At 70.1% G+C, this 15,128-nt stretch carries 16 protein-coding genes; 11 read left to right on the forward strand and 5 right to left on the reverse strand.

What is annotated here, in order from left to right:
* Positions 1-5: 5 nt before the first annotated feature.
* Positions 6-785, forward strand: coding sequence for a hypothetical protein (locus DMB42_RS40880; RefSeq protein WP_125644474.1), 780 nt, complete (start codon positions 6-8; stop codon positions 783-785).
* 47 nt (positions 786-832) lie between these two features.
* Positions 833-1,720, forward strand: a complete 888-nt coding sequence (locus tag DMB42_RS40885; protein WP_125644476.1) for a hypothetical protein — start codon at positions 833-835, stop codon at positions 1,718-1,720.
* Positions 1,721-1,822: 102 nt separating this feature from the next.
* Here DMB42_RS40885 and galE read toward each other — a convergent pair whose 3' ends face one another.
* Positions 1,823-2,800: a UDP-glucose 4-epimerase GalE gene (gene galE, locus DMB42_RS40890; protein ID WP_125644478.1), complete on the reverse strand. Its 978-nt coding sequence runs from the start codon at positions 2,798-2,800 to the stop codon at positions 1,823-1,825.
* Between the two features lie 146 nt (positions 2,801-2,946).
* Between galE and DMB42_RS40895 the strand changes: the two genes are divergently transcribed.
* The 6 genes from DMB42_RS40895 (at position 2,947) to DMB42_RS40920 (ending at position 6,859) form a co-directional block, all read left to right on the forward strand.
* Positions 2,947-4,347, forward strand: coding sequence for a glutamate--cysteine ligase (locus tag DMB42_RS40895; RefSeq protein WP_260478237.1), 1,401 nt, complete (start codon positions 2,947-2,949; stop codon positions 4,345-4,347).
* A complete protein-coding gene (locus tag DMB42_RS40900; protein WP_260478238.1) occupies positions 4,344-4,991 on the forward strand; it encodes a neutral zinc metallopeptidase in 648 nt (215 codons plus the stop codon). Before DMB42_RS40895 ends, DMB42_RS40900 begins: the two co-directional genes overlap by 4 nt.
* A gap of 66 nt (positions 4,992-5,057) precedes the next feature.
* On the forward strand, positions 5,058-5,315 hold the full coding sequence (locus tag DMB42_RS40905) for a WhiB family transcriptional regulator (protein ID WP_125644482.1): 258 nt from the start codon (positions 5,058-5,060) through the stop codon (positions 5,313-5,315).
* 19 nt (positions 5,316-5,334) lie between these two features.
* A complete protein-coding gene (locus DMB42_RS40910; protein WP_125644484.1) occupies positions 5,335-6,015 on the forward strand; it encodes a CPBP family intramembrane glutamic endopeptidase in 681 nt (226 codons plus the stop codon).
* 218 nt (positions 6,016-6,233) lie between these two features.
* Positions 6,234-6,434, forward strand: coding sequence for a type II toxin-antitoxin system VapB family antitoxin (locus tag DMB42_RS40915; RefSeq protein WP_125644486.1), 201 nt, complete (start codon positions 6,234-6,236; stop codon positions 6,432-6,434).
* The gene (locus DMB42_RS40920) at positions 6,428-6,859 is read left to right on the forward strand and encodes a PIN domain nuclease (RefSeq protein WP_125644488.1); all 432 of its coding nucleotides are present in this window, start codon (positions 6,428-6,430) and stop codon (positions 6,857-6,859) included. The genes DMB42_RS40915 and DMB42_RS40920 overlap by 7 nt, the downstream gene beginning before the upstream one ends.
* Before the next feature lie 40 nt (positions 6,860-6,899).
* Here the strand turns inward: DMB42_RS40920 and DMB42_RS40925 are convergent, their stop codons facing one another.
* Positions 6,900-7,619, reverse strand: coding sequence for a PIG-L deacetylase family protein (locus DMB42_RS40925; protein ID WP_125644490.1), 720 nt, complete (start codon positions 7,617-7,619; stop codon positions 6,900-6,902).
* Positions 7,620-7,744: 125 nt separating this feature from the next.
* Here DMB42_RS40925 and pcrA point away from each other — a divergent pair, with 125 nt between their 5' ends.
* Positions 7,745-9,967: a DNA helicase PcrA gene (gene pcrA, locus DMB42_RS40930; RefSeq protein ID WP_125644723.1), complete on the forward strand. Its 2,223-nt coding sequence runs from the start codon at positions 7,745-7,747 to the stop codon at positions 9,965-9,967.
* Between the two features lie 167 nt (positions 9,968-10,134).
* Here pcrA and DMB42_RS40935 read toward each other — a convergent pair whose 3' ends face one another.
* The 3 genes from DMB42_RS40935 to DMB42_RS40945 form a co-directional block, all read right to left on the reverse strand.
* Positions 10,135-11,109: a L,D-transpeptidase gene (locus DMB42_RS40935; protein WP_125644492.1), complete on the reverse strand. Its 975-nt coding sequence runs from the start codon at positions 11,107-11,109 to the stop codon at positions 10,135-10,137.
* Between the two features lie 116 nt (positions 11,110-11,225).
* Positions 11,226-11,858 (reverse strand): response regulator transcription factor, encoded by a 633-nt coding sequence (locus DMB42_RS40940; RefSeq protein ID WP_125644494.1) that lies wholly within the window; start codon positions 11,856-11,858, stop codon positions 11,226-11,228.
* Positions 11,855-13,063 (reverse strand): ATP-binding protein, encoded by a 1,209-nt coding sequence (locus DMB42_RS40945; RefSeq protein WP_125644496.1) that lies wholly within the window; start codon positions 13,061-13,063, stop codon positions 11,855-11,857. Before DMB42_RS40945 ends, DMB42_RS40940 begins: the two co-directional genes overlap by 4 nt.
* A 114-nt stretch (positions 13,064-13,177) precedes the next feature.
* Between DMB42_RS40945 and DMB42_RS40950 the strand changes: the two genes are divergently transcribed.
* Positions 13,178-14,890: a PspC domain-containing protein gene (locus DMB42_RS40950; protein ID WP_185845128.1), complete on the forward strand. Its 1,713-nt coding sequence runs from the start codon at positions 13,178-13,180 to the stop codon at positions 14,888-14,890.
* Positions 14,880-15,083, forward strand: coding sequence for a hypothetical protein (locus DMB42_RS40955; RefSeq protein WP_125644500.1), 204 nt, complete (start codon positions 14,880-14,882; stop codon positions 15,081-15,083). The genes DMB42_RS40950 and DMB42_RS40955 overlap by 11 nt, the downstream gene beginning before the upstream one ends.
* Positions 15,084-15,128: the final 45 nt, after the last annotated feature.

Below are 15,128 nucleotides of genomic sequence, written 5' to 3' on the forward strand. Positions count from 1 at the left end.
AACTCATGAAGCGATTGCTCGCGGCCGCGGTGACGGCCGCGGCCCTCGTACAGGCCGCCCCCGCACAGGCGGCCACCGATCCGGCCACGGCCCTGAAGCGGCAGTTCGTCCCGGGCCACGGGGTCACGATCTCCGAGACCACGCGGATCACCTCGAACCGCCCCGACGACGCCGAGGTCGTCCGCATCACCGGCTCCGTGGAGTTCGGCACGTCCGGGCCCGTCGCCTCCGACGTCGTGTTCAGGATGACCGACGGGACGAGGACCAGCCGGCTCCGCTGCCTCAGCGTCGGCGGCCGGTACTACCTCCGGACCACCGAGCTGTCCGGCACGCTGCCCATGGGCAAGACATGGGTGCTCATGAACAGCTTGAAGGGCGCCCCGATCGTCTCGGACCAGCCGGTCGACGTCCTGGCCCCCAAGGCGATCAGGACCCTGCTCGCGCACGCCCCCCTCAAGAACGGCCTCCACCGGGGATCGCTCACGAGGGCGCAGGCGCGGACGATCGGCGGCACCGGGGCGTTCGGCTACCGGCTGGGGCTGAACTCCGCGGCACTGCCCGTCCGCGTCGACAGCGAGCAGAAGATCACGGCCGGCAGGTACTGGATACAGGCCGTCGTCGAGACCCGGCTCTCAGGCTGGGGCGCGAAGGTCAGCGTCAAGGAGCCCCCGGCCGACGAGGTGATCTCCCTCAGCGAGCTGGCGGACGAGGAAGTCGCCAAGCTCGACCAGCTCTTCAAGGACATTCCCGACGGTTCCACCAGCTCGCTCGGCCAGTTCCGATAGCCGGCGAGCTGTCGTCACTCCCCCTCACAACAAGGAACACATTCGCAATGAAGCGAACCCTCACCGGCCTCGCGCTGGCGACAGCCGCCGCCCTCGTGGCCGCGACCCCCGCGCTGCTGGCGACCCCCGCCCAGGCCGCGGCGCCCAAGAACCCCGTGACCGCCGTCAAGAAGCAGCTCGTGCCCGGCAAGGGCCTGAAGTTCAGCGAGCGCATCATCCTCACCGAGGGCGGGCGCCAGGACGTCTTCGTCCGGCGCACGGGGACCCTCCAGTTCGGCAAGTCCGGCATCGCCGCCTCGGACATCACCGGCAAGTTCGCCATCACCCTGTCCGACCTGGGCGGCGACGAGGCGCCGGAGGAGCTCAAGGCGCTGGCCACGCCCGAGCGCACGATCCGGATCGGCACCACGTCGTACCTGTCCGGCGGCCTGTGGAGCTCGCTGCTGCCGGAGGGCGAGACCTGGTTCAAGGCCCCGCACGGCCCGACCGGCGGCCTCACCGGCACGTTCGGCCAGCCGGTGAACGTCGCCGAGCAGGGCACGCTCAAGACGCTGCTCAAGACGGCCAAGCCGGTGAGCGGCGGCTACGCGGGCACGATCACCGTCGGCGCCCTGCGGAAGGTCTCGCCCTGGTACCGGGCGAGCTCGATCGACACCGACCTGCCGGCGAAGGCGCTGAAGAGCGTCATCACCTGGAAGCTCACCGTGAACGCGGCCGGGCTGCCCGTCCGTCTGGTGTCGACGTTCCCGCAGACCGCGATCACGGGGTCCGGCTCCAAGAAGGACGGTTTGCGCGTCGACACCCGGTTCACCGGTTGGGGCGATGCCGTGTCGATCAAGGCTCCGACGGCTGAGGACGTCTCCAGCGAGTTCGAGAACGGCAAGGACGACCTCTCCTCGCTCGACCTGCCGTTCGGCGTCAGCGTCGCCAAGTAGTCGCCGAACAGTCGCCATGTAGGACAGCCCGCATGACGTGAGCCCGCGTCTCCCCCGCCGCCGCTTGGCGGGAGGGACGCGGGCCGCTCGCGGGGCCGTACGTCAGGTCAGGCGCGAATCGCGCAGGGCCGCCCAGTCCAGCGAGTGCCTGATGCCCTGCTCGACCGTGTACCGGGTCTCCCAGCCCAGCAGCCTGCGCGCCCGGTCGCTGCGCGTGTAGGCCCCGGCCACGTCGCCCGGCCGGGCGGGCGCCTCGACCACGTCGATCGGCCGGTCGGCCACCCGGTTGAACGCCTCGGCCAGTTCGCGGACCGTCGTGCCCGCGCCGGTGCCGAGGTTGATCACGTCGGCGTCCAGGGAGTCGAACCGCCACAACGCCGCCACGTGCGCGGCGGCCAGGTCCCAGACGTGCACGTAGTCGCGGATACCGGTGCCGTCGCTCGTCGGATAGTCGGTGCCGGTGATCCGGAACGGCACACCCTCCTCGTACGCCTCGATCATCTTGCCCAGGGCGTGGCTCGGGCGGCGCAGTTGCAGGCCCGTACGCATGGCGGGGTCGGCGCCGATCGGGTTGAAGTAGCGCAGGGACAGGATCCGGATCGGGCGGGTCGCGGCGACGTCGGCGAACATGGCCTCGCAAACCGCCTTGGTCCGCGCGTACGGGCTCTGCGGCGCGAGCGGCGAGTCCTCGTCCACGGTGTGGTCGGCGCCCGCCTGGTAGATCGACGCGGATGAGCTGAAGATCATCCGCTGGCAGCCGTTGCGCAGCAGGTGGTCGACGAACTCCAGGCTCTTGGTGACGTTCGCGCGGTAGTAGCCGACCGGGTCGGCGACGGAGTCGGGTACGACGATCAGAGCCGCGCAGTGGACGACGGCCTCTATGCCGGGGTTCTCGGCGAAGATCTTGTCGATCAGCGGGCCGTCGGCGATGTCCCCTTCGTAGAAGACCCGCCCCTCGGCAAACTCCCTGCGGCCCGTCACGAGGTTGTCGAGGATCACGGGCTCGATCCCGGCGTCGAGGCACGCGGACGCGACCGTGCTGCCGATGTAGCCCGCCCCACCTGTAATCAATACGCGCATCCCCGAACCCTATGGCGATCATCGGAAGCGCCGTGCCGATCTCCTGCTGGTCATGTCGGCCTCGGCGTGCGACATTTCCTGTTATGGGCAGGGACGTACCAGTCGTCGTGTTCAGCCGGGACGATCGCCGGAAATATCGGGAAAAGGTGCGTCGATGTCTCGACGTCTTCGCCCAGATGTTGCGCGAGTCCCGCTTCGAGTTCGAACGCCCTCGCGCCGGCCTGGAGATCGAGCTCAACATCGTGGACGCCCGCGGCGAGGCCGCCATGCGCAACGCCCAGGTGCTGGCCGCGATCGAACAGCCGGACTGGGCCACCGAGCTGGGCCAGTTCAACATCGAGATCAACGTCGAGCCACGCGAGCTGAGCGGCGACGGCCCACTCCACCTGGAGGAGGACGTACGAAGGCGGCTCAACCACGCCGAGGAGCGCGCCCGCTCCCAGGACGGGCACCTGATGCTGGTCGGCATCCTGCCCACACTGCGCGAACAGGACATCGGCGAGGGCACCCTGTCGGCGAACCCCCGCTACCGCCTGCTCAACGAGCAGATCTTCGCCGCCCGCGGCGAAGATCTGCACCTGTGCATCGAAGGCGTCGAACGCCTCGACACCCACGCCGACAGCGTCGCGCCCGAGGCCGCGTGCACCAGCGTCCAGCTGCACCTCCAGGTCAGTCCGGAGGCGTTCGCGCCGCACTGGAACGCCGCCCAGGTCATCGCGGGCCCCCAGGTCGCGCTCGCGGCCAACTCCCCCTACCTGTTCGGCAAGGAGCTGCACCGCGAGACCAGGATCGCGCTGTTCGAGCAGGCCACCGACACCCGCCCGGCCGAGCTGAAGACGCAGGGCGTGCGTCCCCGGGTGTGGTTCGGGGAACGCTGGATCACCAGCGTCTTCGACCTGTTCGAGGAGAACGTCAGCTACTACCCGGCGCTGCTGCCCCTGTGCGAGGAGGAGGACCCGCGCGCCGAACTCGATCAAGGACGCATCCCCCACCTGCACGAGCTGACCCTGCACAACGGCACCGTCTACCGCTGGAACCGGCCCGTCTACGCGGTCGTGGACGGCGTACCGCACCTGCGTGTGGAGAACCGCGTGCTGCCCGCCGGGCCCACGGTGGCCGACATCGCCGCGAACGCCGCCTTCTACTACGGCCTGATGCGCGTGCTCCCGCTGGCCGAGCGGCCGATCTGGAGCCAGATGTCCTTCCGCACCGCCGAGGACAACCTCGCCGCCGCGGCCCGCCACGGCCTGGACGCCCGGCTGTACTGGCCGGGCCTGGGCGAGGTGCCGGCCGCCGAGCTGATCCTGCGCAGGCTGCTGCCCATGGCACGCGAGGGCCTGGCCGAGTGGGGTGTGAACGCGCCGGTCGCCGACCGGCTGCTCGGCATCGTCGAGGGCCGCTGCCTGACGGGCCGTACGGGGGCGACGTGGCAGGTGGAACGGGTGCGCGCGCAGGGCGGCGACCGGCACGAGGCGCTGCGGAGAATGACGTTGGACTACATAGAGCGCATGCACGGCAACGATCCGGTGCACACTTGGGACGTGTGAACATCGTGCGCACCGGCGTCCTCGCCCTGACTCTCGTCCTGCTGCTCGCCTCGTGCGGCCTGACCAGGCCCGCGTCGAGGGACGTCCAGGGGGCCGACACGTTCGAGGACGACCTGCGGACCGCGCGCACGCTCACCGAGTCCTTCTGGACGGATTTCTTCGACCAGCAGGGGATGACTTATCGCCCGATAGCCAATTTCATCCCCTATTCCGGGAAGTCCGGCCCTGTCTGCGGCGGCGAGCCTTCCGTACCGAACAACGCCTTCTACTGCCCCGAGGGCCACTTCATCGCCTACGACCGGTCGTGGATGGAGTCCCTGTGGAACGACATGGGCGACGGCGCGGTCTACGTGATCATCCCGCACGAGTTCGGCCACGCCGTCCAGTCCCAGCTCCGGACCGGTTTCGAGCTGAACGTCCAGGCCGAGCTCCAGGCCGACTGCTACGCCGGCGGCACGCTGTCGGCGCTGGTCCGCTCGGGTTCCCTGCGCGCCGACCCGGGTGACGAGGACGAGCTGCTGCTCAGCCTGGAGGCCGCCGGCGACCCCACGGACGACTGGCTGAACCCCGCCGCCCACGGCACCGCCGAGCAACGCCAGTCCGCCTTCGCCGACGGCTACGACGACGGCGTGCCCGCCTGCTGAGGGAGTACACCCGGGTCAACCCAGAGGATGATGTGTGCGATCATGACCTCCCTCTACGGTGGAGACATGCCACAGGAGGAGATCCGCTGGCTGCGCAAAGGCGCGTGCAGATCCAGCGACCCTGACCTCTTCTTCCCCCTCGCGCCCTCGCCGTTGCAGGAGGCCAGGGCGAAGGCGGTCTGCGCCCTCTGCCCGGTCATCGCCGAGTGCCGGTCCTACGCCTTACGCGCCGGCGAGACGGAGGGCATCTGGGGCGGCCTCACCCCGCAGGAACGCCGCCGCACCCGCTTCCCCGCCGGCTGGCGCGACTCCGCCGCCTCCTGAGGCGACGTAGCCTGCAAGGGTGCTGCTGCGCTCGATCGCCGTCCTCACCGCCGCCAACGTCCTCAACAACAAGATCGCCCCCAGGCTCGCGCCCCTGACGTCCGCCGCCGCCACCGCCGCCCTCGTGGCGATGGCCCGCCGGCACGGCGTGTCCTGGCGGGAGCTCGGGTTCGAGCACGGGCGCCGGGGCGCGGCCGTCGGCGGCGCGCTGGCGGCGGCCGTCGCCGCGGTCTACACCGTGGGCATCGCCGTCCCCCGCACCAGGCCGCTCTTCCACGACGAGCGCGCCCTGTCGCTCTCGCGCGCCCGCGCCCTGGAGGAGGCCCTGCTCCAGGTCCCCCTGGGCACGGTGTTGCTGGAGGAGGTCGGGTTCCGCGGCGCGCTGCACGCCATGCTGGCCAAGCGCCACGGCACGATCGCCGCGACGGCGGTCTCCTCGGCGCTGTTCGGCCTGTGGCACATCCTCCCGGCGATCGACATGGCCCGCGCCAACCCGGCGCTCGGGGCGCTGACGGCGGGCGAGTCGCCGGCCCACCTCGACGTCGCGCGGGTGGTGGCCGGCAGTGTGGTGTCCACGGCGGGGGCGGGAGTGCTCTTCTGCGAGCTGCGGCGGCGCGCCGCGCTGCTGGCGCCGTCCATGCTGCATCTGGCCACGAACTCGCTCGGCTACCTCTTCGCCAGGCTCTCGCCGAAACGCTGACCCACCCCGTCGGGTGGTGACTTTCCCCCGGGCCGGGATGAGGATTCCACCTCGGAAGATGAGGATCCTCCACCTCTCTTTGGAACGCTCCACGCGACCCGCCCTCGATGCTCTAGCGTCTGCGCCAAGCGCCCTCCCCGGAAGCGCACCACTCTGGGGAGCGCGTATATCAAGATCACGCATTCTGATATACGCCGGAGGTACGGAGGTGTTGTTGTATGCGGACGGTAGTCGACATCGACAAGCGACTTCTGGAGCTGGCCCAGCGGGAGTTGGGAACTTCGACCATGAAAGACACGGTCAACGCGGCCCTGGAGGAGATCGCCGAAAGAGCCAGACGGCGCGAAGCCTTCGAATACTGGCGTACCCGGGACAATACCGATCTCCTGGGTCAGGAGCGCCCGAACCATGCGTGGTGACCACGGGAGTGGTCTACCTCGTCGACAAGAGCGCGCTGGCCCGCATGCCGCACCCGGCGGTCCACCAGGCACTCCAGCCGCTCATGCTCGACAAGGCGCTGGCCGTCTGCGAGGTCACGCAACTGGAGGTGCTCTACAGCGCCCGTGACCAGCAGGGCTACGAGAGGGACGCCCACTACCTGCGGGAGAGCTTCCGGCTCCTGTCCATCACCCACAAGGAGGTCGGCCCCCGGGTGCTGGAGATGCAGGCGATGCTCGCCGGAAGGCCGCACCACCGGGCGGTCGGGCCGGGCGATCTGCTGATCGCCGCCTGTGCCGAGGCGCATCAGGCGACGATCCTGCACTACGACCGGGACTTCGACGTCATCTCCCAGGTCACCGGGCAACCCGCGCTCTGGGTGGTGCCGCCGGGCTCCGTTCCCTGAGCCCGTCTCAGCCCGTCTAGGCCCGGGGCGGGGAGGGCGGTCAGGCCGTGGGTACGACCTGGAAGCCCTCCGCGTAGTGGCCCTCGCCGAAGCCGGCCTGCTCGGCCCAGGCGGCGAACCGGCCCCGGACGAAGTCGACGAAGCCTTCGACGTGGGCGACCTGGCTGACATGCGACTGCAAGGCCGCGAGCTTGCGGTCCATGACCTCGGTCACGTCCACCCAGTGGTTGGGGGTCGGGCCGCCGTTCAGCCAGACCTCCCTGACCGTCCACGCCTCCAGGCCCTCCTCGCGCAGCAGCTCGGGGAAGGCGTAGGGGTTGCGGGCGTCGGGGTAGACCGCGTCGAGCGCGGCGCCGCCCACGGCCCGGTGGTCGGGGTGGCTGGGGGCGACGAACTGGTAGTTGCGGTCGGGGTGGTGGGTGACGACCAGGTCGGGGCGTACCTGGCGGATCACTCGGGCGATGTCGCGCCGCAGGTCGAGCGAGGGCACCACCCGGCCGTCGGAGTAGCCGAGGAAGCGTACGTCCGTCACGCCCACGGCCTTGGCGGCGGCGAGCTGCTCGGTCCTGCGGAGCTCGGCCATGCCGGAGTTGTCCAGAGTACGCTCGTTGCCGCCGGCGTCACCGTCCGTGACCAGCAGGTACGTGACCTCCACGCCCCGCCCGACGAACAGCGCCACGCTTCCCGCCGCCGCGAAGTCGACGTCGTCGGGGTGTGCGGTCACGACAAGTACCCGGTTGATCTCGGCTTCCGGCAGCATGGCTTCCCTTCCTGGACCCTGTACGGAGGACAACCGGCACCCCGCCGAAGGCATTCCGGGCGCCGTTTGTCGGTGGCGCGTCTTAACCTAGGTGGGTGCCGACCCAAGTCTCTGTTGACCACCCCTTGCTCGACGGCCTCAACCCCCAGCAGCGCGAGGCCGTGATCCATCATGGCAGCCCGCTGCTCATCGTGGCGGGCGCGGGGTCGGGGAAGACGCGGGTGCTCACGCACCGCATCGCCTACCTGCTGGCCGAGCGCGACGCGCATCCGGGCGAGATCCTGGCCATCACCTTCACCAACAAGGCCGCCCGCGAGATGAAGGAGCGCATCGACAAGCTCGTCGGGCCGCGTTCCAAGGCGATGTGGGTGATGACCTTCCACAGCGCCTGCATGCGCATCCTGCGGCGCGAGGCCAAGCGGCTGGGGTTCCCGTCGAGCTTCTCGATCTACGACCAGGCCGACTCGCAGCGGCTGATGGCGATGGTCTGCAGGGAGATGGAGCTCGATCCGAAGCGCTACCCGCCGCGCTCGTTCTCGGCGCAGGTCAGCAACTTCAAGAACGAGCTGGTCGACTACGAGACCGCGCTGGACAAGGCGGGCTCGCACCTGGAGAAGACGCTCGCCCAGGCGTACAAGGCCTATCAGCTCAAGCTGACCGAGGCCGGGGCGATGGACTTCGACGACATCATCATGAACACGGTGACGTTGTTCCAGCTCTTCCCCGATGTGGCCGAGCACTACCGGATGCGGTTCAGGCACGTGCTGGTCGACGAGTACCAGGACACCAACCACGCCCAGTACATCCTGATCCGGGAGCTGGTGGGCCACCCCGAGCTGCGCACCGCCGACGGCGACGTGGTCCGCTCGGGCAGCGACATGTCCGAGTTGTGCGTGGTGGGCGACGCCGACCAGTCGATCTACGCCTTCCGCGGCGCGACGATCCGCAACATCCTGGAGTTCGAGCGCGACTATCCCGACGCGCGCACGATCCTGCTGGAGCAGAACTACCGCTCCACCCAGAACATCCTGGCCGCGGCCAACGCCGTGATCGCCCGCAACGAGGGCCGCAAGCCGAAGAACCTCTGGTCCGACCAGGGCGACGGCCCCAAGATCGTGGGCTACGTCGCCGACAACGAGCACGACGAGGCCATGTTCGTGGCCCAGGAGGTCGACCGGCTGAGCGACGAGGACGACGTCAAGCCGAGCGAGGTCGCGGTCTTCTACCGGACCAACGCCGCCTCCCGTGTGTTCGAGGAGATCTTCATCCGCACGGGGCTGCCGTACAAGGTGGTCGGGGGGGTGCGCTTCTACGAGCGCAAGGAGGTCAAGGACCTGCTGGCCTACCTGCGGGTGCTGGCCAACCCGGCCGACGTGGTGTCGATGCGGCGCATTCTCAACGTGCCCAAGCGCGGCATCGGCGACCGGGCCGAGGCGATGATCGAGGCGCTGTCCTCGCGCGAGCGCATCTCGTTCTGGGACGCGCTGCGCCGGGCCGACGAGGCGTACGGCATGGCGACGCGGTCGCTCAACGCGGTGCGCGAGTTCGTGGCGATGATCGAGGAGCTGATCGCCAAGGCCGAGGGCGTCCCGCCGTCGACGCTGGCGGAGGAGATCCTGGTCGCGACCGGCTACCGCGCCGAGCTGGAGGCCTCGGAGGATCCTCAGGACGAGTCCCGCCTGGAAAACCTCAACGAGCTCGTCTCGGTGGCCTCGGAGTTCGAGGAGGCCAACCCCGAGGGCACGCTGGTGGAGTTCCTGGAGCAGGTGTCGCTGGTGGCCGACGCCGACCAGATCCCCGACGCCGAAGGCGGGCAGGGGGTCGTCACGCTGATGACCCTGCACACCGCCAAGGGGCTGGAGTTCCCGGTCGTCTTCCTGACCGCGATGGAGGACGGCGTGTTCCCCCACATCCGGTCGCTCGGCGAGCCGAAGGAGCTGGAGGAGGAGCGGCGGCTGGCCTACGTGGGCATCACCCGGGCGCAGAAGCGGCTCTACCTCACGCGGGCGGCGGTGCGCAGCTCGTGGGGTGCGCCGTCGTTCAACCCGGCGTCGCGGTTCGTGAACGAGGTGCCGGGGCAGCTCATCGACTGGCGTACCGATCCGGAGAAGTCCGCCTGGAGCGCGGCGACGCGGCGGGAGCCCGTGGCGCGGCCGGCGCCCAAGAGCGGGGGGTCGCGGCAGATGCCGTCGCTGGCGCCCGGTGACCGGGTCACCCACGACAAGTGGGGGCTCGGCACGGTGGTGTCCGTGGACGGGGTGGCGGAGAAGACCAAGGTCAAGATCGACTTCGGCGCCGACGGCGAGAAGACGCTGCTGCTGACGTACGCGCCCATAGAGAAGCTCTGACCTGCGCGACCGGGTGACCGCCCGCCCGGGGCCCCGGAACCGACCGTTTGCCCGCCCGGGGCCCGGAACCGACCGTTGGAGGGCTCGGGCCCCGGGCGGTCGGCAGGGCTCCGGGGTGGGAGCCCTCCCGGGCGGGTGGGTCATGGGCTTGAGGTGAGGCCAGGGGGTCAGGGCTTGAGGGCGCTGCCGGCCTTCCACTGGGTCCAGTTGAGCTGCCAGTAGCTCCAGCCGTTGCGCCAGTCGAGCTTGCGCTTGGTGCCGGTGATCTTGACGACGTCACCGCGCTGGGCGATGCCGTAGAACCACTTGGCGCCCTCGGGGGTGGCGCGCACGCAGCCGTGGCTCTGGTTGGAACGACCGAGGTACTGGTAGTAGCCGGCGCTCTGGTGCACGTACTCGCCGCTGTCGGAGATGCGCACCGCCCATGGGATCTCCTCCTTGTAGTAGCGCGGGTCCTTGGGGTCGGTCACCCCCATCCAGGACGACGTCATCGTCTCGACGGACTTCTTGCCCATGGTGAGGTGCACGCCGCTGGTGGTGAGGTAGACGTCCACGCCGTTGCGCAGCAGGCCGCCGCGGCCGGCGCTGATCGCGATCTTCTTGGCGATCTTGCCGTCCCGGTAGACCTTCATCTGGTGCTTGCGGGTGTCGACGACCGAGATGTTCGCGGTGCCGACGGCGAAGCGGCGGGTGACGTCCTCGGCCTTGTTGCCGGGGAGCTGGCTGAGACGCGCGGTGAACAACACCTTCTGGTGCGGCTTCCAGTACGTCTTCGTCCGGTAGATGACCTTACGGGCCGACACCCAGCGCCAGGCGCCTTCTACCGGTCTGTCGGCCTGGACCTCCAGCAGCGCCTCGACGGCGGCCTTGTCCTTCACGTCCCGGTCGAACGTGACGATGATCGGGAAACCTACGCCGACCTTCTCCGACGTCTCCGCCAAGGGCGTGATGTCGGCGATGTCGAGCTTGACCTTCTTGGCCGGGGCCGCCTTGGCCGGAGCGGCGATGTGAGCGGTCGCGGCGGCTCCCGCGGCGGCGGTCGTCCGGACCGCCGAGGCCTGCGGGGCTGGTACGCCTTCTGCCGAACAGGCCGCAGCGGAGACCAGTGCGACCATGGCAAGCAACCGGGGGACGCGATTCAAGGGGATTACTCCTGGATTATGTGCTTCTCCTTCCATGTGTGACTACTGAGGCGCACGATTCGTCTACGAATCGCCGTAACGACCTTGTAACGGTCCAGAGAGTAGACGTCCGGGGGTCAGACGAGGCGGCGCGCGGTGGCCCAGCGGGACAGCTCGTGCCGGTTGGAGAGCTGGAGCTTGCGCAACACGGACGAGACGTGGGTCTCCACGGTCTTGACCGAGATGAACAGCTCCTTGGCGATCTCCTTGTACGCGTAACCACGCGCGATCAGGCGCAGCACCTCGCGCTCGCGCTGGGTGAGCGAGTCGAGCTCCGGATCGATCGAGGGCGCCTCGGAGGAGGCGAACGCGTCGAGGACGAACCCGGCCAGCCGGGGCGAGAAGACCGCGTCGCCGTCGGCCACCCGGCGGATGGCGTCGGTGAGCTCCTTGCCGCTGATGTTCTTGGTCACGTAACCGCGGGCGCCGCCCCTGATGACGCCGATGACGTCCTCGGCGGCGTCGGAGACCGACAGCGCGAGGAAGCGTACCTGCGAGCCCGTGCTGAGGACGCGGCGCAGCACCTCCTGGCCGCCGCCGCCGGGCATGTGCACGTCGAGCAGGACCACGTCGGGCTGGTGCTCGGCGATGGCCTTGACCGCCGACTCGACGTCCTCGGCCTCGCCCACGACCTCGATCGAGTCGCCCAGCTCCGCGCGTACGCCCGATCTGAACAGCCGGTGGTCGTCGACGATCAACACGCGTGTCATTGCTTGTCCACCTTCATCGTCAGCATCACTTCCGTGCCCTCGCCGGGCTCGGTGCGGACCCTGGCCGTGCCGCCGTGACGTTCCATTCTCCCGATGATGGACTCCCTGATACCCATCCTGTCGAGTGGCACCGCCTCAAGGTCGAAGCCCTTGCCGCGGTCCTTGACGAAGATGGTCACCTCCGAGCCCTCCACCTCCGCGTACACGGAGATGGCCGGGCTCTCAGAATATTTGGCCGCGTTGACCATCGCCTGCCTGGACGCCTTGAGCATCGCGGCCAGCTTGCCCTGCGGGTCGAGGTCGAGGTCGCCGACGCACACGACCTCGATGGGCACGCCGTGGGAGTCCTCCTCCTCGGCCGCGATCCGGCGTACGGCGGCGGCCACGGTGGCGTCGGCGTCCTGGGCGGGCTGGTAGAGCCAGTTGCGCAGCTCGCGTTCCTGGGCGCGGGCCAGCCTGGTGACCTCGCGGGGGTCGTGGGCGACGCGCTGGATGATGGTGAGCGTGTGCAGCACCGAGTCGTGCACCATGGCGGCCACCTCGGCGCGTTCCTCCTGCCGGATGCGCTCGCGCCGTTCGAGCTGCAGCTCCTTCCACAGGCCGGCCAGCCAGGGCGCGGCGATGACCGCGATGCCGCCGACCACGACGACCGTGAACATCAGGCCGGGCCTGGCCCTGGCCAGTTCGCCCTGGGCGTACAGGAAGCCGGCCGCGCCGACGACGACCAGCGCCACGCCGAGCAGCGTGCGCACGCGGTTGGTACGGATGCTCTTGGTGGCCCCGCGGACCCAGCTCTTACGGCGGTCGGGATCGGCCTGCTGCCACAGGATGAGCGCGCCGATCCCGCCGACGGCGAACGGCAACATGCCGATCCCGCCCTTCGAGGCCCCGGTCAGCCAGCCGAACGCGGCCAGCGCCACGCCGATCGCGCTGAACGCGGCGAGCTGACTCCAGTCGCGCTGGGGCGGCTGCCCCTCGTACGGCTCCCGCGGAGTGATCATCCACAGCACGGCGTACGCCACCATGCCGACCCCGTCCACGACGCTGAGCAGCACGAACATCAGCCTGATCACGATGGGATCGAGGGAGAGCTGTGCCGCCAGCCCCTGGGCCACGCCGCCGAGCAGGCGGCCCTCCATGGGGCGGAGCATCCGGCGATAGGGTCGATCGCCGGTGGGCTCGGCAAGTGTCTTCTGGTCTGCCATAACATCGCCATCGTCACATGTCGGAGGCACTTCGGGCATCAGGGAACAACCCCCAGGGTCGAGTCAGGGGTCTCCCGGATGCGGGCACCGTGCCCGACGGTCCACGATTGTCGTATGACAGAAGCTCCGCCCCGGGAACCCGCCGCCCCGCCCCGCGGGCTGCGTCGCAGCAGCGAAGGGCGCTTCCTCATGGGCGTCTGCGCCGGTCTCGGGCGGCACACCGGCATCGACCCCGTGGTGTTCCGCGTGGCGTTCGCCGTGCTCCTGCTCGGCTCCGGCATCGGGATCTTCCTCTACATCGCGGCGTTCCTGCTGATGAAGGAGCCCAACGGCGGGCCGGGGATCATCGAACAGTGGACCCGGCGCGACTTCGACGCCGAGGCGGTGATGGCGCTGCTCACGGCGGTGCTCGGGTTCGGCCTCGCGCTCAACCTCGCCACCGTGTGGCTCGACACCGGCACGCTGCCGGCCAGCGTGCTGCTGGCCGTCTCGCTGCTCGCGGCCCACGCCAGCGGCGTCGACCTGCTGGGGCTCGCCCGGTCGATGCCCGAGCGGCTCAGCCGCCGGCGTTCCCCCGACGCGGAGACGCCCGCGCCGTCGTACGCGCCGTCCGAGCCCGCTCCTCCGGTACGTCCGGCCGAGCCCACCTGGTCGGGCCTCGGCGGCACCGCGACGGCCCACCCGGAGTCCGCGCCCCCTGCCGCTCCCCCGGCTCCGGCCCCGACTCCCAGGACGACGGCCGCCGCCCACGCCGAGGCCGTGGCCGCGCGGTTGCGGGCGATGTCGGCCTCACGTCAGCCCGACGCGGCCCGTACGGACGAGAACGAACCGGCACGGGACGACGCCGACCGGCCCGAGATGACCCGGATCGAGGCCGCGCAGGCGATGGAGGCCGCCTCCGCGGTGACGGCCCAGCACGAGATCCCCGAGGACGCCACCCGGCAGGCGCAGGCCCCGCAGGCCCCGCAGGCCGAGGCCCCGCGGACCGAGGCTTCGCGGGCGGAGGCGGCCGCTCAGCAGGCGGCGTCGCGGCAGGAGCCGCCCGCCTACCGCCCCCAGCCCAGGACGGCGGTCGACTACAGCGGTTACGGCGAGCCCTTCGCCCCGAAGGGCCCCTACCGCCCGCTCGACCCGGCCAGGCGGGGCGGCTACTCGCCCTACGACCCGGCCCTGTACGGCCGCCCGGTCCCCGGTCACACACCGCCGAAGCGACGCCCGAAGTCGTTCATCGGCGCCATCACCATCTTGCTCGCGATCATAGTTGGAGGGATCGTCGTGGCGGTCCAGGCCAGGTCGGCCGCGGGAGTGAGCCCGACCATCGTCGGCGGCGCCGTGCTCATCACCATCGGCGCCGGGCTGCTCATCGCCGCCTGGTGGGGCCGCGGCGCCGGTCTCGTCGCCCTCGGCACCACCGTCGCGCTGATGATCGGCGCGGGACTGATGCTGGGCGGCCTGCCGCGCAACATCGGCGACTCCACCTGGTACCTGACCACGCCCGCCGAGGCGAGCAAGGTCTACGACGTCGGCCTCGGCGACGGGAGACTCGACCTGACGGAGCTGAAGATGCAGCCGGGGACGAGACTGACGTTCGACGCCAGGGTCTCGGTGGGCGAGCTGACGGTGATCGTGCCGCCGACGGCCAGGGTCGAGGTGCACGCCGTGAACAAGATCGGCGACATCAAGATCGACCAGTCGACCAGGGGCGGCGTGGACATCAGGTTCGACAAGGTGCTGGAGCCCGAGGTCAGGCCCGACGGCGAGGCGGCCACGATCGTGCTGAACCTGCGCGGCGGGCTCGGCGACATGGAGGTGCGCCGTGGCGCGTGACGTCGAGCGCGTGCGGCGCCTGCACAGGACTGACTGGATGGCCCTGCTCAGCGGCACGTTGTTCGTGGTGCTCGGCATCCTCGTCGTGACACGCGGGATCACAGATGCGCTGGTCCTGATCGGGTTGACCGTGGTAGGGCTGGCCTTCGCGGGGATGGTGGCGATCATCGCGCGGGCGATCCGCGGCAAGTAACCCTTGACCGGGAAAAACCCCGGCGTAGGTTCGGGTGTGTCCGCC

This window comes from Nonomuraea sp. WAC 01424 (genome assembly GCF_003947315.1).
Lineage (GTDB): Bacteria > Actinomycetota > Actinomycetes > Streptosporangiales > Streptosporangiaceae > Nonomuraea > Nonomuraea spiralis.